Below are 19982 nucleotides of genomic sequence, written 5' to 3'. Positions count from 1 at the left end.
GATCGGGTCTCCTAGCGCTTGCGCGGCGTCACGGCGCGCGGCACATCGTCGGCCGGATCGGGTACCAGGTCCTTGTCCAACACGTCATCGATGCTGGGCGGCATAGGGGGGTGCTCCTCCCGTTCCGCGCTCCGGTCTGCCCGGTCCGCGGGTGTGTCCGCGGGAATGCTCTCGGCGGCGCGCGTAATCTCGTTCATGCTTTCATCCGGCGTGTCATCGTCGTCCGGTTCGTGCCCATGGCGGAAGTCGATCGGTTCTTGCGCTTCTTCAGCGAAGATGTCGACGGCCTCGTCGAGGTTCTCCCACGTGTCATCCAGTTCAGTGGGATCGAGGATGCTGGGAATGGTGCGATCCGTGTGTAGCCGATCCGGCGGTCCGGTTCGCCGCGTCTTGCCAGAATCCGCCTTGTGCGGCTTGTTCATGGTCAACTCCTGAGCGACGATGGTGGTCATGCCTGATGCAGGCATGCGCTTGTTTCCATAATAAGCACGCAAAGCGCGCAAGGGGCGCGACGTGAAGCGCAGGTGCCTGATGCGGTACTGGTCATGCGAAACGAAAGGCCTGATTGCCCGCGATGGTGTCCTAGAATGAAATGCCGGAGTGCCGGAAGTCACAGGCAGACCAGATGCAGCGAGTCCCTGCACCATGCAGGATGGAGGCGCGTCATGCCCACCTATTCGTACCGTTGTGAGAAGTGCGGTCAGGTTTTCGACCACGCGGAACATCTCGCGGAACATGCAACGGCCCATCCGCCTTGCCCCAAATGCGGCAGCGAAACGGTCCAGCATGTGCCAACGCCGTTTGTTGCGAAGACGGCCAGGAAGAGTTGAAGCCTGCCGGCCTTCGATGGCGAGCGAAGAAGGGGGGCGGTAAGGGACGCTAAAGCGGAGCTTGGCCCGGTGCGTGATTTGCTTCTCCGAAGCCGCCTCGTCGTCACGAGTCGCTTCGCACCAGCGGTGCAAAGGAGACCGGCGACTTCCTCGTCTACTTGAAGCGGCCTGCCCGATTGCGCTGCTTGCAACGCGGCGGCGCCGGGCGCAGGCCTGCCTTCCAGCCAATTTCGGATCGAGAGTGACTCGCGCGCACCATTGAGATGGGAACTACAGCCGCATTGGCAAGGTGCGCTGCGCATCGGAGCAAAGAGGACTAAACTGGTTCCAGATGGCACGTACTGGTGGGGACGATGCTCAGGCTAAGCAAGCTGACCGACTACGGCACGGTAATCATGACGCACATGGCGCGGGATCCCGACCGGATCTGCAGTGCCGCCGATGTTGCGGCCGAGATCGGCGTGTCGGCACCGACGGCGAGCAAAATCCTGAAGATGCTCGCGCGGCAACACCTGCTGCATTCGTTGCGCGGCGCCAAGGGCGGCTATCTGCTGGCTCGGCCGCCGCAGGAGATCTCGATCGCGCAGGTGATCGACGCCATGGAAGGTCCTGCCGGCATGACCGAATGCAGCATTGCAGCCGGCTTGTGCGCCCAGGAGCGAACGTGTCGCATTCGCGCGAACTGGCAGCGAATCAGCCTGGCGATCTTTCATGCCCTGGATGGCGTCACGCTGGCGGATATGACGCAACCGATGTCGCATCCAGTGGATATCGGCACACTGCACGCCTGGAAGGCGGCAGGCCGTAAGCCGGCCCTCGAGTGACATTCGAGGGACTCAAGGCAATCGAAGGCAGAACATGGCAACCCCGGCGCACAAGCTCGACGAACTGATCAGCCAAGGCTATCAGCACGGCTTCTACACGTCCGTGGCAACGGACACGGTGCCGTGCGGGCTGAACGAGGACGTGATCCGCATGATCTCTGCCATGAAAGACGAGCCGGAATTCATGCTGGCGTGGCGTCTCAAGGCCTATCGTCACTGGCTGACAGTGTCCGAGCCGCATTGGGCGACCGTCAGGCACCCGCCCATCGACTACCAGGCTATCGCCTACTATTCCGCGCCGCACTCCCAGAAGACCGGGCCCAAGACGCTGGATGAGGTCGATCCCGAGTTGCTGCGCACCTACGAGAAGCTGGGAGTGCCCCTGCGGGAGCGCGAGTTGCTCGCGGGGGTCGCCGTGGATGCGGTATTCGACAGCGTCTCGGTAGCCACCACCTTCAAGGCGAAACTGGGCGAACTGGGCATCATTTTCTGTTCGTTCTCGGAGGCGGTGCGGGAGCACCCCGGGCTGGTGCAGCAGTACCTCGGCACGGTCGTACCCTACACCGACAACTACTTCGCCACGCTCAACTCGGCTGTGTTCAGCGACGGGTCGTTCTGCTATATCCCCCCCGGAGTCCGCTGCCCGATGGAGTTGTCCACTTACTTTCGCATCAATGCCCAGAAGACCGGACAGTTCGAGCGCACCCTGATCATCGCCGACGAGGGCGCCTACGTCAGCTATCTGGAAGGCTGCACCGCGCCGATGCGCGACGAAAACCAGCTGCATGCCGCGGTGGTGGAACTGATCGCGCTGGAAGATGCGCAGATCCGGTACGCGACGGTGCAGAACTGGTATCCGGGCGACAAGGAAGGCAAGGGCGGCATCTATAATTTCGTGACCAAGCGCGGCGACTGCCGCGGCGCCCGCTCGAAGATATCGTGGACCCAGGTCGAGACCGGATCGGCCATTACCTGGAAGTATCCGAGCGTGATCTTGCAGGGCGACGATTCGGTTGGGGAGTTCTATTCCGTGGCACTGACCAACCACTACCAGCAGGCCGACACCGGCACCAAGATGACCCACCTCGGCAGGAATACCCGGAGCACGATTCTGTCCAAGGGCATCTCGGCTGGCCACGGCCAGAACGCATACCGTGGGCTGGTGAAGATGGCAAAGGGCGCCAGCGGCGCGCGCAACTACTCGCAGTGCGACTCGCTGTTGCTGGGCGACAAATGCGCGGCACACACCTTTCCCTATATCGAGGTGAAGAATGCCACGGCCCGCGTCGAACACGAGGCCTCCACCTCGCGCATCGGCGAGGATCAGCTGTTCTATTGCCAAAGCCGCGGTATCGGCCCGGAAGACGCGGTATCGATGATCGTGAACGGCTTTTGCAAGGAAGTGTTCAAGGAGTTGCCGATGGAGTTCGCGGTGGAGGCGCAGAAGCTGCTGGGCGTCAGCCTGGAGGGAAGCATCGGCTAGGGGAGCGCGCGGGACGCGCTGCCTCGGAGCCGTATTGGAATCACACCGGAGCAAGAGGCCAGCCATGCTTGAAATCCGCGACCTGCACGTCTCAGTCGACGACAAGCCCATCCTGCGCGGCATAGACCTTAGCGTGAAGGCCGGCGAAGTGCACGCCATCATGGGCCCCAACGGCTCTGGCAAGAGCACCCTTGCCCACGTGCTGGCCGGACGTGACCGTTACGTCGTGACCGCAGGCGAAGTCCTCTACGACGGCGCGAACCTGCTCGGCATGCCGCCCGAAGAACGCGCGCGCGCGGGCGTCTTCCTTGCCTTCCAGTATCCGGTGGAAATTCCGGGCGTCTCGAACATCTATCTGCTCAAGGCGGGGCTCAACGCGATCCGCAAGCATCGCGGCGAGCCGGAGCTGGATGCCATGGACTTTCTCGCGCTGGTCAAGGACAAACTCAGGCTCATGGAGATGGACGTAAGCCTGCTTTACCGCGCCGTGAACGAGGGCTTTTCCGGTGGCGAAAAGAAACGCAACGAGATCCTGCAAATGGCGGTGCTGGAGCCCCGGCTTGCCATTCTCGACGAGACCGACTCCGGCCTCGACATCGACGCGCTCAAGGTCGTCGCCAGCGGCATCGGTGCCATGCGCGGTCCGCAACGCGCCATCGTGCTGGTTACCCACTACCAGCGGCTGCTTAATTACATCGTGCCGGATCGCGTGCACGTGCTGGCACAGGGCCGCATTGCCAGGTCTGGCGGGCCCGAACTGGCGCTGGAACTTGAGCGTCATGGTTATGCGGGAATGGAGGCGCCGGCCTTCACCGGCGCGGAGGCCTCGGCATGAGCGCAACCGGTGTGGAACACTATCTTGCAGAGTTTGCCCGCGTCGAGGCCGTATTGCCCGGCCGGCGGCTGCCCTGGCTCGCGCGCGCGCGCCAACAGGCGCTGGAACACTTCGCGCAATCCGGGTTTCCGACGCTTCGCCACGAGGACTGGAAATACACCAGCGTGGCCGCGATCGAGAGAAGCCGCTTTGCCGCGGGGCCGGCGCGGTCCGGCGACCAGCCGGACGCCGCCCTGGCCGCGCGGATCGAGACGCTCGCCCTGCCCGGCGCGCACCTGATGGTATTCGTCGATGGCCGCCTCCAGCCGCAATGGTCGCGCATCGGGGTGCTGCCGGCAGGGGTTGAACTCGTCAGCCTCGCCGCCATGCTGGAGCGCGCACCGGAGCCTGTGGAAGCGCTGCTTTGCCGCCGCATGAGCGACTACCCGTCCGGCTTCGCTGCCTTGAACACCGCATTCATGACCGATGGCGCCTATATCCGCCTGGCCGCCGGCACTGCTCCCGACCAGCCGATCCACTTGCTGTTCATTGCCACTCAGCCGGAACTGGTCACCCACACGCGTAATCTCGTGATGGCGGAAGCAGGCAGCCATGTCTGCATCGTGGAACACCACGTGGGGGTGGACGGCCTCGGTTATTTCACCAATAGCGTCACCGACATCGTCGCCGCGCGTGACGCGCAGGTCGAACATGACAAGGTGCAGCAAGAGAGCCTCAAGGCGTTTCACATCGCCGGCGTGAATATGGACCAGCGGCACGGCAGCCGCTTCACCTCCAGTGCATTCGCCCTGGGCGGCGCCCTGGCGCGGGCCGACATCCAGGTCGGGCTGAATGGCGAGCGCGCCGAATGCTCGCTCGATGGGCTGTACATGACCGGCGGCCGGCAGCATATCGACCACCACACCCGCATCGACCACGCCAGGCCGGATGGCAAGAGCCGCGAATTCTATAAAGGCGTGCTGGCCGGCGCCTCGCGCGCCGTGTTCAACGGCAAGGTGGTGGTGCATCCCGATGCCCAACATACCGATGCGCACCAGTCCAACCGCAACCTGCTCTTGTCGGAGAACGCCGAAGTCGACACCAAGCCACAACTGGAGATCTACGCCGACGACGTCAAATGTAGCCACGGCGCCACCGTAGGCCAGCTTGATCCCGACCAGATCTACTACCTGCGTTCGCGCGGGGTCGACGATGCCTCGGCGCGGGCCCTGCTGACCTTCGCCTTCGCCGCGGAGATGGTCGACCGGCTGGGCCTGGCCTGCTTGCGCGCGCGGCTGGAAACGCTGTTGCGCGGCCATTTGCCGGAACCGGTGGAGGCGCTGACATGAACACTGCCGCGCATGAACTCAGGGCCCTGGAGCGCGCGGTACCGGCCGCTGGCCTGGACGTCATGCGGCTGCGCCGGGATTTCCCCATCCTGCGGCAGACGGTCAACGGCAAGCCGCTGGTTTACCTGGACAACGCCGCCACCAGCCAGAAGCCACAGAGCGTGATCGACTGCGAGGCGCGTTACTACGCCGCGCTCAATGCCAATATCCACCGCGGCGTGCATACCCTGAGCCAACTCGCGACCGATGCCTACGAGGCAGCGCGCGACGCCGTGCGAGGCCTGATCAACGCGGCCCGGCGCGAGGAGATCGTGTTCGTGCGTGGTGCCACGGAGGCGATCAACCTGGTGGCGGCGAGTTACGGGCAGAGCCTGCGGCCCGGGGACGAGATCCTGATCAGCGCGATGGAGCACCATTCCAATATCGTGCCGTGGCAACTGGCGTGCGAGCGCACCGGTGCCATCCTGCGGGTGGCGCCGATCAACGACGCGGGCGAACTGCTGCTGGAGGCATTCGAGCGTTTGCTTGGCCCTCGCACCAGGCTGGTTGCCGTGACCCATCTCTCCAATGCCCTTGGCACGGTCAACCCGGTGCGGTACCTCATCGAACTGGCGCACGCCAGGGGGATTCCGGTGCTGGTCGACGGGGCTCAGGCCGTGCCGCACCTCAACGTTGACGTGCAGGCGCTGGATTGCGATTTCTACGCATTCTCCGGGCACAAACTCTACGGCCCCACCGGCATTGGCGTGCTCTACGGCAAGGCTGCGTTACTCGATGCCATGCCGCCTTACCAGGGCGGGGGCGACATGATTCGCGAGGTCACCTTCCGCAAGACCACTTACAACGAACTGCCCTTCAAGTTCGAGGCCGGTACGCCCAATATTGCCGGCGTGATCGGCCTGGGCGCCGCGATCGGCTATGTGAGCGCAATAGGCCTGGATGCCATCGCGGCCCACGAGCACGCGCTGCTCGCCTACGCCACCGGGCAGGCGGCGCAGATTGCCGGCCTGCGCATCATCGGCACGGCCGCGGACAAGGCGAGCATTCTCTCGTTCGTCCTGGATGGCGTGCATCCCCATGATGCCGGCACCATCCTCGACCTGGAAGGCGTGGCGGTCCGCGCCGGCCACCACTGCGCGATGCCCGTGATGGAGCGGTTCGGCGTGCCTGCCACGGTGCGGGCGTCCTTTGCGCTATACAACACGCGGGACGAAGTGGATGCGCTGTTCCGTGCCGTGCGCAAGTCACGGGAGGTATTTGCCTGATGTCCGATCTGCTCGATCTTTACCGGGAAGTCGTGATCGACCACAGCCGTTCTCCGCGCAATTGCAGGCGGCTGACGGGTGCGAACCGCAGCGCCGAGGGGTTCAACCCCCTGTGCGGTGACCGGCTGACGCTGTACCTGAAGATCAGTCATGGCGTAATCGAGGATGCGAGCTTCGAGGGATCCGGCTGTGCCATCTCCACCGCTTCGGCGTCGCTGATGACCGACGCGATCAAGGGTAAGACCGAGGCGCAGGCGCAGGCGTTGTTTTCCGGCTTCCATGCGCTCGTGACCGGATCCGGCCCGGCGCAGGCCAGCGCACCGTTGGGCAAGCTGGAAGTGCTGGGCGGCGTACGGGCGTTTCCGGCGCGTGTGAAGTGCGCGACGCTGGCCTGGCATACCATGCAGGCCGCCTTGCGCGGCAGCACCCAGCCGGTATCAACGGAGTGACGCAATGAGCATGATCGATTGGCTGCGCAAGGCCGAGGCACACGAAGACCAGGTCGAGCCTGACCCCGATACGATGGAGGGGCGGGTGATAGAGGCGTTGCGCACCGTTTATGACCCCGAGATTCCGGTCAATATCTACGACCTGGGACTGGTCTATGCCCTGTCCGTGGACGAAGCCGCCGGCAAGGTGGGCATCCGCATGACGCTGACCGCGCCGGGCTGCCCGGTGGCGCAGACCTTCCCCGGCGTGGTCGAGAGTGCCATCATGGAAATTGGCGGTGTGGACGAAGTCGACGTTGAACTGGTATGGGATCCGCCCTGGTCGCGAGAGCGGATGAGCGAGGCGGCGCGGCTGGAACTGGGATTGCTCTGAGATGAGCGAATGGACCGATGTCGCCCTGGCCGACGAATTCAAGCCCGGGACGTGCCGCACCGTTGACGTCGACGGCGTGCAGGTCGCGGTATTCAATGTGGGCGGCAGCTACTACGCTGTCGAGGACATGTGTTCCCACGAGTCGGAGCCTTTGTGTGGCGGCGACGTCGAAGGCGAGGAAGTCGTCTGCCCGCGCCACGGCGCGCATTTCTCCCTCACCACGGGGGCGGCGCTGTCCCCGCCGGCGTACGACCCGGTGGCGATTTTCCCGGTCCGGGTCGCAGGCGGCAGGGTGCAGGTCAAGGATGACCGCTGGGAATAGGGGAAATAGGGGGCACCGTGCATCTTCTCCAATCCCAGATCCCTCTTCAGCGCTCCGGGCAGCACCGCATCCATGCCTTACTTCGCCGGCAGCATCTCCCGTTGACAGTCGACAGTCCCGCGCCACGCTACGCCAGCGCGAGCGGATGTCGTGCACTAACCATCATGCGGAGGCCGTCCATGTCGCGCATGCTTATCGTCCTTGGCCTGATCCTGGTAACTGGAGGACTCCTCTGGCCCTTGCTGTCCGGGCTCGGGCTCGGCCACTTGCCCGGGGATATCGTTATCCATCGGCATCACTTTCACTTATATCTTCCGATCACCACCTCGCTGCTTGTCAGCGCGGCGGTGTCGTTCATTCTTTGGCTGATCGGCCGGTGAAGCGGGGCGCCGTCTTGGGCTGTGGTGCGGTTCGGCCTTGTGCATGCGCTGGTCCGGCATATATTGAAAGACCTTCCCGCGCATTCTTCCTCGAGCCCATACCTCTATGCTGTACAAGTTCATCGAGTACCAGCGTTCGCTGATCGAGCCGTGGACAGCGTGGGCCGCGCAGGCCACGAACGCATTCACTGACCCCGGCAGCCCGTTCGCCCATGTCCCTGGGGCGTCTTGCTATGCTGCGGGCTATGAGTATCTCTACCGGCTGGGCAAGACCTATGGGAAGCCCGCCTTCGGCATCACCGCGTTCGATGCGGACGGCCGCGTCGTGGCAGTGGACGAGCAGGTCGTGCTGGAACGGCCATTTTGCCGTCTGCTGCGTTTCGCCCACGAGGCGGCCGCCGCGCCGGAGCGCCGGCCGGCGGTGCTGGTGTGCGCGCCGCTGGCCGGCCATCACGCCGTGCTGATGCGAGAAGTCGTTGAAATGCTGCTGCCCGCTCATGAGGTCTATGTAACGGACTGGCGCGATGCGCGTCACGTGCCCGCGGCCGAGGGGCCGTTCCGCCTGGACGACTGCGTCGGCGAGTTACAGGCGTTCATCCGGCATATCGGCGGGCAGCGCCTGCACGTGCTCGCCGTCTGCCAGGCAACCGTGCCGGCGCTGGCGGCGACATCGCTGCTGGCCAGCGCCGGCGAGCCGGTGCCAAGAAGCCTGGTGCTGATGGGCGGCCCGATCGATGCCCGCCGCAACCCGACCGCCGTGGACCGCCTGGCCACCCGCCAGCCGCTGGCGTGGTTCGAGAGCAACCTGATTTGCACGGTGCCGGCCCGTTATCCTGGTGCGGGCCGCAAGGTGTACCCCAGCTTCCTGCAGCATGCCGGCCTGGTTATGGCGCATCCGGCGCGCATGGTCGGTGCGCAATGGGACTACTACATTGACCTGGTGCACGGCGATGCCGAGCATGCGCCGGCGCACCGGCGCATTTGCGATGAGTACAACTCGGTGCTCGACATAGCGGCGGAGTTCTACCTGGATACCATCCGCATCGTGTTCCAGGAGTTCCGCCTAGCCCGCGGCAACTGGAGCGTGCAGGGCCACGCCGTGCGTCCCCGGGACATTCGCGACATCGGCCTGCTCACCGTGGAGGGCGGGCGGGACGACATCTCCGGCCGCGGCCAGACCCACGCGGCGCAAGACTTGTGCAGCGGCATCGCGCCGAGCCACAGGCGGCAGCTCACGGCGGCGCAGTGCGGCCACTATGAGCTGTTCTCCGGGCAATTGTGGCGGACCGAGGTGTATCCCGTGGTCCGCGACCTGATCCGGGAGTACGCCTAGCGCCCTTGTACCCGAGCAGCGTTTGCGCCGCTTGTTTCCATACTTGTTTCTGGTCACAGCCCACTATACTGGGCTAGACGCCTGCAGCCTCAGCGTAGCGTCGGGATGCAGCCGCAATCGTCGGCCTTCCGTAGATTTGCACCCACCCATCACATGGAGACTGAATATGTCGATTCGCATCGGTGACGAAGCCCCCGATTTCACGGCAGATACCACGGAAGGCAAGATAAATTTCCATGAATGGATCGGGGACAAATGGGCGATCCTGTTCTCCCATCCCAAGGACTTTACGCCGGTCTGTACTACCGAACTGGGCTATATGGCCGGCCTCAAGCCGGAATTCGACCGGCGCAATACCAAGATCATCGGGCTCAGCGTGGACCCCGTCAGCGACCACCAGAACTGGGTCAAGGACATCGCGGAAACGCAGGGCCACGCCGTCAACTATCCCATGATCGGCGACGTCGACCTCACGGTCGCCAAGCTCTACGACATGATTCACCCGAACGCGAGTGGTGGCCCGCGCACTGCCGTGGACAACGCCACGGTGCGCTCGGTCTTCCTCATCGGGCCCGACAAGAAGGTCAAGGCAATGCTGGTTTACCCGATGAGCGCGGGCCGCAATTTCGACGAAGTGCTGCGCCTGCTGGATTCCCTGCAGCTCAACGCAAAACACACGGTAGCCACACCGGTCAACTGGAAGCCGGGCGACGACGTGATCATCCCCACCTCCGTATCAGACGAAGACGCAAAGAAGAAGTACCCGCAAGGATTCAAGACGCTCAAGCCGTACCTGCGGGTAGTGGCGCAGCCGAAGTAAGGCAAGACACCCGCCACGTGGGTGGGTGGGCCCGCCAGGGCCTCCCCAACCACGTGATGCGAAGCGGGCCGTCAGGGTGTACCAGTCTATCTACAAAATCCCCCTTTCCCTCAACCCCTCCAACTCGACCTCACCCAGCCCCAGCTCCGCCCGAAGGGCCCCCTCCGTATGCTCCCCCAGCATTGGCGGGCACCGCATCTCCACCGGCGTGGCCGAAAACCGCAGCGGACTGCGCAAGCTGGGCGCATCCACCCCCCGCCCATGCGGCAACCGCACCAGCAACCCGCGATGCCTGACCTGCGCATCCTCGAACACCTCGTCGAGCTCATTGATGGGCCCGCCAGGCACGCCGGCACGCTCCAGCGTTTCCAGCAATTCAGCCGAACCCCGCCCGGCAACGCGCGCGGCAATCGCTTCGCGCAAGGTCTCCCGGTTGGCGACCCGGTCAACGTTCTGTGCGAAGCGCGGATCGGCGGCGAGCTCCGGACAGCCAAGCAGCTTGCACAGCGCGGCAAACTGCCCGTTGTTGCCGGAGGCGATGATCAGGTGCCCGTCGCGACACGCGAACACTTCGGAGGGCGCGGCCACCGGGTTGGTGTTGCCGGCGCGCCGGGGCAGCTTGCCAGTCATCTGGTAGCCCAGCGCCAGGTGGCCATTGACCGCCACCGAGGCATCGAGCATGGCGGCGTCGATGTACTGGCCTTCGCCGGTGGCCTGGCGGTGATAGAGCGCGCCCATCAGGGCGACGGTGGCGTAGAGGCCGGTGAGGATGTCGGTGATGGGGATGGCGGTGCGCATCGGTTCGCCGCCGGGGGTGCCGTCCGGCTGGCCGCAGGTGCTCATCAGCCCGGCCATGCCCTGCAGGATGAAGTCGTAGGCCGGGCGGGCGGCGTAGGGGCCATCGGGGCCGAAACCGGTGACTGAGCAATAGATCACATCGGGGCGCAGCGCGCGGATGGACTCATAGTCGAGCCCATATTTCTTCAGGCTGCCGGCCTTGTAGTTCTCCACCACCACATCGCAGCGCGCGGCCAGTTGCCGTACCAGCTCGGCGCCTTCGGGTTTGGATATATCGATGGTGAGCGACTGCTTGCCGCGGTTGCAGGCGAGGTAGAAGGCGGAGTCGTTGGTGGCCGCGCCTTGCGCGTCGGTGAGGAACGGGCCCATCTTGCGGGTGTCGTCGCCGTCGCCGGGTTTCTCGATCTTGTAGACGGTGGCTCCCATGTCGGCCAGGTTCTGCGTGGCCCACGGGCCCGCTACCACGCGCGTCAGGTCGAGTATCTTGATGCCTTCGAGAATTGCGCTCATGTGCCTGCCATCCGGGAAGTAGAGATCCCGCATCATTCGCGGGATTTGCCGTGCACGCAATTCGCCAGTGCGGAAGCCGGCTTACGGCGAGGCGGAAGCGTGGGTGTGGCCGGCGTGGGACTTGTGCTGGCCGTGCTCGTGCTGCGCCGCCTGGTTCGGATCGAAGTCGCAACTCGGGTTGGCTTCGTCGTGCGAATGCGGGTGCAGCGCGCCGGGGATATGCCGGCTGCTGAGCCCGTCGGCGTTGAGCCATGCCAGTGTGGCGGCGGCCGCGCGGTCGATGAGCGTGCCGCACTGCGTGTAGTCGTACGGGGAGACGTCGAGCGGGCACAAGGGCGGGACCACCGAGATATGCGCGTGGTCCGCCCAGCGCTCCAGGTCCTGTACCAGCTGGCGCGCGACCAGCAGCGACAGCGCATTGAAGGCATGGTCGATGGGGCCGCGCGGCTCGCGCCGCGCCGCGCAGGCAAAGCCCGCGGGCAGCACCACCACGCGCGTGGCGCCCAGGCGGATGGCGGTGGAGATCGGCGTGTTATTGGCCACGCCGCCGTCGATCAGTTGCCGCCCGCCCAGCGCCACCGGCGGGAACACGCCGGGGATGGCGGCGCTGGCCAGCACCGACTGGACCAGGCTGCCGGAGGACAGCACTACCTCCGCGCCGGTCTGCATGTCGGTGGCGACCACATAAAGCGGCAGTTCGGCGCGCTCCAGCGGAATGTCGCCGAAATGGCGGGACAGCAGGCGCTTCAGCGCGGCGGAGTCGACCAGATGGGCGCGCTGCCCGCGCAACATGCCGAACAGGCTGCGCCACGACCACGGCATGACCTCGGCGCGGCGCAAGCCGCGCCAGAGCGTTTCCAGCTGGGTAGTGCCGGCCACGTGCGGGTTGCAGGCATAGTAGGCGCCGTTGATGGCGCCGGCGGAGGCGCCGACGACGAAGTCGGGCTTGATGCCCCACGCCACCAGCTCGCGCAGCATGCCGGCCTCGACGGCGCCGAGGCTGCCGCCGCCGGCAAAGACAAATGCGGTTTTTTCCATGGTCTGTGGTGCAGTGCGAAAGCGCAGGGGAATCCAGTAAAGGAAGCATAGGCGACATTTCGCCTGCGCGACAGGCGTCTGCCGCGGGCGGAGGGCGCCGATGGCACATAATGTGCATACAGTGCCAGAAAAAGCACGTGCGCGCCAAGATTTCGAGGCCGCCAAGAGAGGAGACAATGAGCAGTTCAACCGACAAGTTTTCGGCCACCATGCGCGATGGCCTGGCCAATCTCGCGCGGCGCCTGCGCTTTGCCATGGAGGAGGGCTCCATCTGGCTGGACGAGCAGCGCATGATCCTGATCCACACCGGCGCGCTGGGCGCGTTGCGCAAGGAATTGGTGGATACCCTGGGCATGGAGCGCGCGCGGGGCTTGTTCATGCGCATGGGCTTCCATTCCGGCATGCGCGACGCGGAGCTGGCCAAGAAGCTGCGCCCCGGCGACAGCGACTTCGGCCTGCTGGAGATCGGGCCCTGCCTGCACACCATCGAAGGCGTGGTGCGCGTGACCCCGGTCAAGGTGGATATCGACATCGCCGCCGGCATCTACGACGGCGAATTCCTGTGGGAGGACTCCTTCGAAGGCGACGTTCACCGCCAGCTGTTCGGTATCGTCGACGAGCCGGCCTGCTGGATGCAGATCGGCTACGCCACGGGCTATACCTCGGCCCTGATGGGCCGCACCATCCTCTACCGCGAGGTGGAGTGCATCGCCTGCGGCCACGATCACTGCCGCATCGTCGGCAAGCCGCCGGAAGCGTGGGAGGACGGCGCCGAGGTGCTGAAGCTCTACCAGCCCGACCCGGTGATCGAGACCATCCTGGAGCTGCAAAGCGAGGTCGAGCACCTGCGCGCCCTGCAGCGCAACAACGGCAAGCCCGCCGATCTGGTGGGCAGCGCGCCCGGGTTCCGCGCTGCCTGGGGCCTGTTGCAGCGCGCCGCCGCAAGCCATGTGACGGTGCTGCTGCTGGGCGAGACCGGCGTCGGCAAAGAGCGCTTCGCGCAAGCGCTGCACGCGGTCAGCGCGCGGGCTGACAAGCCTTTTATCGCCGTCAATTGCGCGGCGATCCCCGATGAACTGATCGAAGCCGAGCTGTTCGGCGTGGAGAAGGGCGCCTTCACCGGCGCCCACCAGTCGCGCCCCGGCCGCTTCGAGCGGGCGCATGGCGGCACGCTGTTCCTGGACGAACTGGGCGAGCTGTCGGCGTCGGCGCAGTCCAAGCTGCTGCGGGTGTTGCAGGAAGGCGAGGTGGAGCGGGTGGGCGGTACCGAGCCGCGCAAGGTAGACGTACGGCTGGTGGCCGCCACCAACGTAGACCTGGCCGAAGCCGTGAAGCAAGGGACCTTCCGCAAGGACCTGTACTACCGGCTCAACGTCTATCCCGTCACCATCCCGCCGCTGCGCGAGCGCCTCGACGATATCCGCCTGCTGGTAGAGCGCTTCGTTGCCCGCTACGGCGCGCGCCACGGCAAGAAGATCGTCGGCATCACCGACCGCGCATTGGCGGAACTAAGGCGCTACGACTGGCCGGGCAATGTCCGCGAACTGGAAAACGTGATCGAGCGCGGCGTGATCCTGGCCAGCAACGGCGGGCAGATTTCCGCGGACCACTTGTTCCTGCCCAGCAGCGCGCCGCAGGTGATGGACACCGCGCCGCGCCTGGGCGTCAGGGGCACGCTGCCGGAACTGCGCGAAGCGGCGGTGCACGGGCTGCTCGACCATATGGCGGAGCAGCAGCTCGCGCTGGGCGATGTCGAGACTGTGTTGATGGAAGCGGCGATGCAACGCGCCAACGGTAATATGAGTCAGGCGGCGCGGTTGTTGGGGATTACGCGGCCGCAGTTGGCGTATCGGTGGAAGACGCGGGGGGGGCGGGGGGGGGGAGGGGGGGTAATTTGGGGTGGGGTTGGTCGCTGCTCCTTTGATTGGTGTTGGTTTTTGCACCCAACAGCTGTACGACGTCCCACTGTTGGGGTGGTCGGTGTTTTTTTGAGCGACGATGGCCTTTGGCTCATGAGAAACAGAAGTGAAGGTGGCTGTGTTCATGCGGCCACCTCTACCGGATTGACCTGAAACCCGAGGGCCGCGGCACGGCGTTTGAGGGCGGCAATACTGCGCTGGCGCTGCTGCTCTTCATAGTGCTGCTGACCCTCATGAGAAACAGAAGTGAAGGTGGCTGTGTTCATGCGGCCACCTCTACCGGATTGACCTGAAACCCGAGGGCCGCGGCACGGCGTTTGAGGGCGGCAATACTGCGCTGGCGCTGCTGCTCTTCATAGTGCTGCTGGCCCTGGTCGACGAAGGCCTCGCCGCGGGTCAGCATGAAGTACACCATCCGCGCAAGTTTATGGGCGACAGCGGTATTGGCACGCGGTTTGTCCATGCGGGCGCACAGCCGGCGGTAGAACGCGCCGAGCGCCGAGTCGCTGTGCGACAGACTCATGGCGGCCAACTTCAATGCCTGGCGCGCCCGGTTCGCCGAGCGCTTGGTGCCCGAGGCCAGCACCTTGCCACCGCTGATCTTGGTGCCGGGGCACAGGCCCAGCCACGAACAGAAGTGCTTGACATTGGCGAAGCGGCTGAGGTCCGGGCCGATCTCCGAGAGGATCTTCAGCACCGCAGTCGCGCCCAGCCCATTGATGCGCGTGAGGTCCACGCCCGCCCAGTTGGCCATGACCTGGCAGACATCGAATTCGGCACGCAGCTTGCTGCCGGCTCGGGGGACTTTGCCCACGTCGATCTTGCTGTGGCCCAACTTGCCCAGCAAGGCCTGCAGCCTCGTATCGCACTCGGCCAGATGCCGCGCAATGTGGTCGTACATGGCCAGCGCCTGAGCGAGTACAAACAGATGCTCTTCGCGCCAGTTACCCGTCAGCGCCCGGGTGACTTCCTCGGCGCTGGCCTTGACGCGGCTGTGACGGTGCCGGGCCAGTACCTTCGGGTCGCGCTCGCCGGCCACGATGGCGCGGATGATGGCCTGCCCGGTCATGCCCATCACGTCGCTGAGCACCTCGGTGAGCTGCAGGTTCATCTGCACCAGTGCCTTTTGCATGCGCTGCACCCAACTGGCCTGCTCGATGAGCAGCACCTCGCGTTGGCGGGCCACCGCGCGCACGACACAGACCTCGTCGCCGGGACGCCAGGCCGCCCGCAGCAACCCCAGGCTCATCAGCTTCTGCAGCCATTGGCAGTCTTGCACGTCGCTCTTGCGTCCGGGCACGTACTTCATCTGCCGCGCATCGACCAGCCAGACCTTCAGCCCGCGTTGCTCCAGCACTTCGTACACCGGGATCCAGTACACCCCGGTCGACTCCAGTGCCACCGTGTCCACCCCGCATGCCAGCAGCCAGTTGGCCATGGCGTTGAGGTCGTCCGTCATCGCGCCGACTTCGCGAACCGGCTCGCAGCCAGCTTGCTCGGCCAGATGCCGCGGCACGGCCACCCAGTGGCTCGACGCCCCGATATCGATCCCCGCCGCGTTCGGGAACACCTCGTCGTCTCGCTTGCGCATTGCCATGGCTTGCTCCATCCTCGTTGATGAACGGCAGCGCCATGGGAAGCGTCGAATTCGACTCGATCTCTCAAACGGGATGCGGCTCACGCCGCTCGCCACTGTCGCCGACGATTCCCGGAGCAGGCTCGTTAGCGGGCTCACCCAGCAGCGAGGCCGATCGCCGCGAGCTCGCACCAATGGCTTGTCGGTCATCGCAGCGCTGCCGCTCCCCTTTATAGTCGTTTCTTCGCGAACGCCGGGCACAGGCATGGGCTTGGCAAGCTCGTTAGTCTTCTTTGCCGAGGCGTAACTATTCAGCAGATGTTGTAAACCGATGCGAAGTGCTTCATAGTGCTACGCATGACGAAGATCCCCAGCCTCAACGACCTGACGCCAGAGCAGAAGGACGCGCTCATCATTGAGCTGGTGACGCGGCTGAATGCGCTTGAGGCGAAGCTGGAGAAGGATAGCCACAACTCCAGCAAGCCGCCTTCGACCGACGGCCTGAAGCGCAAGCCGAAGTCGCTGCGCGAGCCGGGCACGAACCCGCCGGGTGGTCAGCCCGGCCATCCGGGCAGGACGCTCAAGCGGGTGCAGGACCCTGATCACACGGTGACGCACCCGGTGCCCGAGCGCTGCGACGTCTGCGGCAGTGCCATTGCGGCAGATCAGGTCACCGTGCTGCCGCAAGGCCGCCAAGTGTTTGATCTGCCCGCGATCCGCTTTGAAGTGATCGAGCATCGTGTGCAAGTTGCCCAGTGCCGCTGTGGCAAGACCCATACCAGCCAGTTCCCGAGCGGGGTCAGCCAGGCGGCGCAGTATGGCCCTCGGGTCAAAGCCGCGGGGGTCTATCTGACGCAGTACCAGCAAGTGCCGATCGACCGTACAGCACAAGCCCTGCGAGATCTGTTCGATCTGCCGGTGAGCACGGGCACCATTCAAAACTTCATCAACGAGGCTGCCGGCGCGCTAGCACCGGCAATTGATCAGATCCGTCAAGCGATCCTGGCCGAGCCGGTGGTGCACTTTGATGAGACAGGCATGCGGGTTGGGCGCAAGCAGCAGTGGCTGCATAGCGCTTCGACAATATGGCTGACCTGGTATGGCCCGCACGCCAAGCGTGGCAAAGAGGCATTGGATAGCTTCAACATCTTGCCTGCCTTCGACGGTGTGGCCGTGCATGACGGCTGGCGCCCTTATGCCGACTACGCGTGCCAGCACGCGCTGTGCAACGCGCATCATCTGCGCGAACTCATCTACATTTGGGAGACCACCCAACAGACCTGGGCTCAGGACATGATCACCCTGCTACGCCAGGCCAAGCGCGAAGCCGACGACAATCTGACGCGGGGCAACACCAGCCTGGCGCCAGCACGCCTGGCCGACTACCGGCGCCGCGCTGAGGCGCTGATCGCGCAGGGACAGCAGGACAATCCTGCGCAGGCACGGAATCCAGCCCTGGACCCGCGCGGCAAGACCAAACAGTCCTTCGCCTACAACCTGCTGGCTCGCCTCCAGCGATATGCGACCGAGGTGTGGCGCTTCATCGCCGATCATCGTGTGCCGTTCGATAACAACCAAGCCGAACGGGATATCCGCATGCCCAAGCTCAAACAGAAGATCTCCGGAGGCTTCCGCGTCATACATGGGCTGCAGGCGTTTTGCACCATCCGCTCTTACCTCGCCACGCTGCGCAAGCAGCAGCGTGAGCTCTTCACGGCTTTGACCTGCACCTTCTCTGGCTGCCCACCTTCGCCTATCCCCGGCTGCTGAATAGTTACGCCGAGGCAAAGAAGAGTGACCGGCGTCCCCCGCAGGGGGATGTCGTATGGCTTTTGGGTGCAATAACCATCGCCGCCCAAAAAAACACCGACCACCCCAACAGCGGGACGTCGTACGGCTGTTGGGTGCAAAAACCAACGCCGCTCAAACGAACAGCGCCACCCACCAGCCACTACCCAAAAGCCATTTAATCATTTGATGCAGTCAGCAATCCACACCCCAGGCAAGTGACCAACCCGGTTGTTGCGCCGCATGCGCCTGCAATCCCTTCCCCCTCCTACCTCTAACCTCCCCCCGTCCCCATCACTGCTGCAGCGCCGCGCGATTCCGCCGACTCCCGCAAACCACCGCCCGGCGCGACATTTGATCAATTGATCAAATGTCGCCGCCATCTTCATCAATTGAGAGAGCTGTGGCGCGGGCATCGCTTCGGGTAAACGCGCAAGCCGGTCCGGCAAGATTCCCAGGGCCCCTTGTGCCGTCGTGATTTGCACCCGCTGGCACGCTCTTCGCAATAGAGGCCATACAAGCCAAGCGAAGGAGCAGCGCCATGTTCAACCAGTCGGTCCCCTTGTTTGAAGCCACGCCCCGCTACGTCCGCGTCGGCGGCCGCACACCCGAAGGCTTCGTACAGTTCGCCTTCAGCGTGTCCGACCCGGAGCTCAACGTCGAGCTGATCATGCCCGAGCCGATGTTCGAGGCTTTCTGCAGCGTCAACCACGTGCGCTTCCTGCCCCCGGAAACTCCGGTGGCCGGCCAGGGCGACTGAGCACGCCAGGCCGCGCGCACCCGTTCCCCCCAAATAGAAAACAGCAAGACCCAGGAGACCAAAGCGATGCAAGTCGACATCAAGACCCAGCAGATCCAGCCACTGCGCCAGACCTACGGCCACGTGGCCCGCCGCTTCGGCGACAAGCCCGCCTCGCGCTACCAGGAGGCAACCTACGACGTGCAGTCGGAGGTCAACTTCCACTACCGCCCGACCTGGGATCCGCAGTACGAGATCTACGACAAGCGCCGCACGGCCATCGTGATGAAAGACTGGTACGCGCTCAAGGACCCGCGCCAGTACTTCTACGGCGCTTACGTGACGGCGCGCGGCCGCCAGCAGGACGCCACCGAGAAGAGCTTCGCCTTCGTGGAAAAGCGCGGCTTGCTGCAGGCGCTGCCCGCCGAATGGCAAGACCGCCTGGCGGACGGCCTGCTGCCGCTGCGCCATGTGGAGTGGGGCGCCAACATGAACAACTTCTATTGCGCCGACTACGGCTGGGGCACGGCCATCACGCAGGCCTGTACCTACTGCGCGATGGACCGTCTCGGCATCGCCCAGTACCTGACGCGCATCGGCATGTTGCTCGACGGCAATACCGGCGTGGCGCTGGAGCGCGCCAAGGTGGCCTGGATGGAGAACGGCGCGTGGCAGCCGATGCGCCGGATGGTCGAGCGCAGCTTCGTGATCGAGGACTGGTTCGAGACCTTCGTCACCCAGAATCTGGTGCTCGACGGCCTGCTTTACCCGATGGTGTACCAGCACGCCGACGCCGCCATCGTCCGCGCCTGCGGCACCGGGCTGGCGGTGCTGACCGAGTTCATGAACGACTGGCGCGAAGAGCATGCGCGCTGGGTCGACTCGGTGGTGCAGACCGCCGCCGCCGAATCCGACGCCAACCGCGTGCTGCTGTCCGGCTGGGCTCGCGCCGCGCGCGCGCAGGTGGCCGAGGCGCTGGTGCCGGTGGCCGACACCTTGCTGGGCGAAGGTGGCGAGCAGGTGGTCGTGCTGTGCCTGGAGCAGTTCGACGTACGCCTGAACAAGCTTGGCCTTGCCGCCTGAGGAGCCCGCCATGACCGCCAACGTCTATATCGCGCTGCAAAGCAACGACGACACCCGTCCCATCATCGAAGCCATCACCGAGGCCAACCCGCACGCCGTGGTGTCGCAGTTTCCCGCCATGGTGAAGATCGATGCGCCGGGCCACCTGACCATCGTGCGCGAACTGGTGTCGGAAAAGCTCGGCCGCGAGTGGGACCTGCAGGAGATCCACCTGAACCTGATTTCGCTGTCGGGAAATATCGACGAAGACGACGACGCCTTCACCCTGCACTGGAACGCCTGAGACGGC

General features: G+C 64.8%; 21 protein-coding genes and 1 pseudogene. 17 read left to right on the top strand and 5 right to left on the bottom strand.

Going from position 1 to position 19982, the window contains the following annotated elements; translation table 11 throughout:
• Window positions 1-11: 11 nt before the first annotated feature.
• Entirely contained in the window at window positions 12-452 is a 441-nt protein-coding gene (locus ACZY0R_RS03245; RefSeq protein WP_488857098.1) for a hypothetical protein, read from the bottom strand.
• Between the two features lie 213 nt (window positions 453-665).
• Between ACZY0R_RS03245 and ACZY0R_RS03240 the strand changes: the two genes are divergently transcribed.
• The 12 genes from ACZY0R_RS03240 (at window position 666) to ACZY0R_RS03185 (ending at window position 10242) form a co-directional block, all read left to right on the top strand.
• Window positions 666-830, top strand: coding sequence for an FmdB family zinc ribbon protein (locus ACZY0R_RS03240; protein WP_045243030.1), 165 nt, complete (start codon window positions 666-668; stop codon window positions 828-830).
• Window positions 831-1183: 353 nt separating this feature from the next.
• Window positions 1184-1654, top strand: a complete 471-nt coding sequence (locus ACZY0R_RS03235) for an SUF system Fe-S cluster assembly regulator (protein WP_488859486.1) — start codon at window positions 1184-1186, stop codon at window positions 1652-1654.
• Window positions 1655-1688: 34 nt separating this feature from the next.
• Complete coding sequence (sufB, locus tag ACZY0R_RS03230; protein WP_488857097.1) at window positions 1689-3137, top strand: Fe-S cluster assembly protein SufB; 1449 nt, start codon at window positions 1689-1691, stop codon at window positions 3135-3137.
• A gap of 64 nt (window positions 3138-3201) precedes the next feature.
• Window positions 3202-3972: a Fe-S cluster assembly ATPase SufC gene (gene sufC / locus ACZY0R_RS03225; RefSeq protein ID WP_488857096.1), complete on the top strand. Its 771-nt coding sequence runs from the start codon at window positions 3202-3204 to the stop codon at window positions 3970-3972.
• Window positions 3969-5300, top strand: a complete 1332-nt coding sequence (gene sufD, locus ACZY0R_RS03220) for a Fe-S cluster assembly protein SufD (protein WP_488857095.1) — start codon at window positions 3969-3971, stop codon at window positions 5298-5300. The genes sufC and sufD overlap by 4 nt, the downstream gene beginning before the upstream one ends.
• Window positions 5297-6565: a SufS family cysteine desulfurase gene (locus ACZY0R_RS03215; protein ID WP_488857094.1), complete on the top strand. Its 1269-nt coding sequence runs from the start codon at window positions 5297-5299 to the stop codon at window positions 6563-6565. Before sufD ends, ACZY0R_RS03215 begins: the two co-directional genes overlap by 4 nt.
• Window positions 6565-7014: a Fe-S cluster assembly sulfur transfer protein SufU gene (gene sufU / locus ACZY0R_RS03210; RefSeq protein ID WP_488857093.1), complete on the top strand. Its 450-nt coding sequence runs from the start codon at window positions 6565-6567 to the stop codon at window positions 7012-7014. The genes ACZY0R_RS03215 and sufU overlap by 1 nt, the downstream gene beginning before the upstream one ends.
• 4 nt (window positions 7015-7018) lie before the next feature.
• Window positions 7019-7387: an SUF system Fe-S cluster assembly protein gene (locus tag ACZY0R_RS03205; RefSeq protein ID WP_488857092.1), complete on the top strand. Its 369-nt coding sequence runs from the start codon at window positions 7019-7021 to the stop codon at window positions 7385-7387.
• Window position 7388: 1 nt separating this feature from the next.
• The gene (locus ACZY0R_RS03200) at window positions 7389-7709 is read left to right on the top strand and encodes a Rieske (2Fe-2S) protein (RefSeq protein ID WP_488857091.1); all 321 of its coding nucleotides are present in this window, start codon (window positions 7389-7391) and stop codon (window positions 7707-7709) included.
• Window positions 7710-7888: 179 nt separating this feature from the next.
• Entirely contained in the window at window positions 7889-8089 is a 201-nt protein-coding gene (locus ACZY0R_RS03195) for a DUF2905 family protein (RefSeq protein ID WP_488857090.1), read from the top strand.
• Window positions 8090-8195: 106 nt separating this feature from the next.
• The gene (locus ACZY0R_RS03190; RefSeq protein WP_488857089.1) at window positions 8196-9422 is read left to right on the top strand and encodes a polyhydroxyalkanoate depolymerase; all 1227 of its coding nucleotides are present in this window, start codon (window positions 8196-8198) and stop codon (window positions 9420-9422) included.
• Window positions 9423-9588: 166 nt separating this feature from the next.
• On the top strand, window positions 9589-10242 hold the full coding sequence (locus ACZY0R_RS03185; protein ID WP_035862536.1) for a peroxiredoxin: 654 nt from the start codon (window positions 9589-9591) through the stop codon (window positions 10240-10242).
• A 90-nt stretch (window positions 10243-10332) separates the two neighbouring features.
• Here the strand turns inward: ACZY0R_RS03185 and ACZY0R_RS03180 are convergent, their stop codons facing one another.
• The gene (locus ACZY0R_RS03180) at window positions 10333-11550 is read right to left on the bottom strand and encodes a CaiB/BaiF CoA transferase family protein (RefSeq protein ID WP_488857088.1); all 1218 of its coding nucleotides are present in this window, start codon (window positions 11548-11550) and stop codon (window positions 10333-10335) included.
• A gap of 81 nt (window positions 11551-11631) precedes the next feature.
• On the bottom strand, window positions 11632-12588 hold the full coding sequence (locus tag ACZY0R_RS03175; protein WP_488857087.1) for a patatin-like phospholipase family protein: 957 nt from the start codon (window positions 12586-12588) through the stop codon (window positions 11632-11634).
• A 176-nt stretch (window positions 12589-12764) separates the two neighbouring features.
• On the opposite strand from ACZY0R_RS03175, the pseudogene poxR reads away from it, so the two are divergent.
• Window positions 12765-14465, top strand: a pseudogene (poxR, locus tag ACZY0R_RS03170) (phenol degradation transcriptional regulator PoxR); the annotation flags it as partial.
• A gap of 164 nt (window positions 14466-14629) precedes the next feature.
• Here poxR and ACZY0R_RS03165 read toward each other — a convergent pair.
• Together ACZY0R_RS03165 and ACZY0R_RS03160 are read right to left on the bottom strand one after the other, a co-directional pair.
• On the bottom strand, window positions 14630-14773 hold the full coding sequence (locus ACZY0R_RS03165; RefSeq protein ID WP_488857086.1) for a hypothetical protein: 144 nt from the start codon (window positions 14771-14773) through the stop codon (window positions 14630-14632).
• Window positions 14770-16104 carry an IS110 family RNA-guided transposase gene (locus tag ACZY0R_RS03160; protein ID WP_488857085.1) on the bottom strand — a complete coding sequence of 445 codons (1335 nt, stop codon included), beginning with the start codon at window positions 16102-16104 and terminating at the stop codon, window positions 14770-14772. Before ACZY0R_RS03160 ends, ACZY0R_RS03165 begins: the two co-directional genes overlap by 4 nt.
• Before the next feature lie 336 nt (window positions 16105-16440).
• On the opposite strand from ACZY0R_RS03160, the gene tnpC reads away from it, so the two are divergent.
• The 4 genes from tnpC (at window position 16441) to ACZY0R_RS03140 (ending at window position 19976) form a co-directional block, all read left to right on the top strand.
• Window positions 16441-17853: an IS66 family transposase gene (gene tnpC / locus ACZY0R_RS03155; protein WP_488857084.1), complete on the top strand. Its 1413-nt coding sequence runs from the start codon at window positions 16441-16443 to the stop codon at window positions 17851-17853.
• Window positions 17854-18412: 559 nt separating this feature from the next.
• On the top strand, window positions 18413-18631 hold the full coding sequence (locus tag ACZY0R_RS03150; RefSeq protein WP_488857083.1) for a phenol hydroxylase subunit: 219 nt from the start codon (window positions 18413-18415) through the stop codon (window positions 18629-18631).
• Between the two features lie 66 nt (window positions 18632-18697).
• Entirely contained in the window at window positions 18698-19693 is a 996-nt protein-coding gene (locus ACZY0R_RS03145; RefSeq protein ID WP_488857082.1) for an aromatic/alkene monooxygenase hydroxylase subunit beta, read from the top strand.
• 10 nt (window positions 19694-19703) lie between these two features.
• Window positions 19704-19976: an MmoB/DmpM family protein gene (locus ACZY0R_RS03140; protein WP_035866715.1), complete on the top strand. Its 273-nt coding sequence runs from the start codon at window positions 19704-19706 to the stop codon at window positions 19974-19976.
• Window positions 19977-19982: the final 6 nt, after the last annotated feature.

Source organism: Cupriavidus sp. F041, from assembly GCF_057814235.1.
This window is presented reverse-complemented; position numbering and strand designations above follow the sequence as displayed.

What these genes read in the sequence shown, in the direction of transcription:
- ACZY0R_RS03245 (WP_488857098.1), bottom strand. Translation starts at nt 452, where the DNA reads ATGACCACCATCGTCGCTCAGGAGTTGACCATGAACAAGCCGCACAAG.
- ACZY0R_RS03240 (WP_045243030.1), top strand. Translation starts at nt 666, where the DNA reads ATGCCCACCTATTCGTACCGTTGTGAGAAGTGCGGTCAGGTTTTCGAC.
- ACZY0R_RS03235 (WP_488859486.1), top strand. Translation starts at nt 1,184, where the DNA reads ATGCTCAGGCTAAGCAAGCTGACCGACTACGGCACGGTAATCATGACG.
- sufB (WP_488857097.1), top strand. Translation starts at nt 1,689, where the DNA reads ATGGCAACCCCGGCGCACAAGCTCGACGAACTGATCAGCCAAGGCTAT.
- sufC (WP_488857096.1), top strand. Translation starts at nt 3,202, where the DNA reads ATGCTTGAAATCCGCGACCTGCACGTCTCAGTCGACGACAAGCCCATC.
- sufD (WP_488857095.1), top strand. Translation starts at nt 3,969, where the DNA reads ATGAGCGCAACCGGTGTGGAACACTATCTTGCAGAGTTTGCCCGCGTC.
- ACZY0R_RS03215 (WP_488857094.1), top strand. Translation starts at nt 5,297, where the DNA reads ATGAACACTGCCGCGCATGAACTCAGGGCCCTGGAGCGCGCGGTACCG.
- sufU (WP_488857093.1), top strand. Translation starts at nt 6,565, where the DNA reads ATGTCCGATCTGCTCGATCTTTACCGGGAAGTCGTGATCGACCACAGC.
- ACZY0R_RS03205 (WP_488857092.1), top strand. Translation starts at nt 7,019, where the DNA reads ATGAGCATGATCGATTGGCTGCGCAAGGCCGAGGCACACGAAGACCAG.
- ACZY0R_RS03200 (WP_488857091.1), top strand. Translation starts at nt 7,389, where the DNA reads ATGAGCGAATGGACCGATGTCGCCCTGGCCGACGAATTCAAGCCCGGG.
- ACZY0R_RS03195 (WP_488857090.1), top strand. Translation starts at nt 7,889, where the DNA reads ATGTCGCGCATGCTTATCGTCCTTGGCCTGATCCTGGTAACTGGAGGA.
- ACZY0R_RS03190 (WP_488857089.1), top strand. Translation starts at nt 8,196, where the DNA reads ATGCTGTACAAGTTCATCGAGTACCAGCGTTCGCTGATCGAGCCGTGG.
- ACZY0R_RS03185 (WP_035862536.1), top strand. Translation starts at nt 9,589, where the DNA reads ATGTCGATTCGCATCGGTGACGAAGCCCCCGATTTCACGGCAGATACC.
- ACZY0R_RS03180 (WP_488857088.1), bottom strand. Translation starts at nt 11,550, where the DNA reads ATGAGCGCAATTCTCGAAGGCATCAAGATACTCGACCTGACGCGCGTG.
- ACZY0R_RS03175 (WP_488857087.1), bottom strand. Translation starts at nt 12,588, where the DNA reads ATGGAAAAAACCGCATTTGTCTTTGCCGGCGGCGGCAGCCTCGGCGCC.
- ACZY0R_RS03165 (WP_488857086.1), bottom strand. Translation starts at nt 14,773, where the DNA reads ATGAACACAGCCACCTTCACTTCTGTTTCTCATGAGGGTCAGCAGCAC.
- ACZY0R_RS03160 (WP_488857085.1), bottom strand. Translation starts at nt 16,104, where the DNA reads ATGGCAATGCGCAAGCGAGACGACGAGGTGTTCCCGAACGCGGCGGGG.
- tnpC (WP_488857084.1), top strand. Translation starts at nt 16,441, where the DNA reads ATGACGAAGATCCCCAGCCTCAACGACCTGACGCCAGAGCAGAAGGAC.
- ACZY0R_RS03150 (WP_488857083.1), top strand. Translation starts at nt 18,413, where the DNA reads ATGTTCAACCAGTCGGTCCCCTTGTTTGAAGCCACGCCCCGCTACGTC.
- ACZY0R_RS03145 (WP_488857082.1), top strand. Translation starts at nt 18,698, where the DNA reads ATGCAAGTCGACATCAAGACCCAGCAGATCCAGCCACTGCGCCAGACC.
- ACZY0R_RS03140 (WP_035866715.1), top strand. Translation starts at nt 19,704, where the DNA reads ATGACCGCCAACGTCTATATCGCGCTGCAAAGCAACGACGACACCCGT.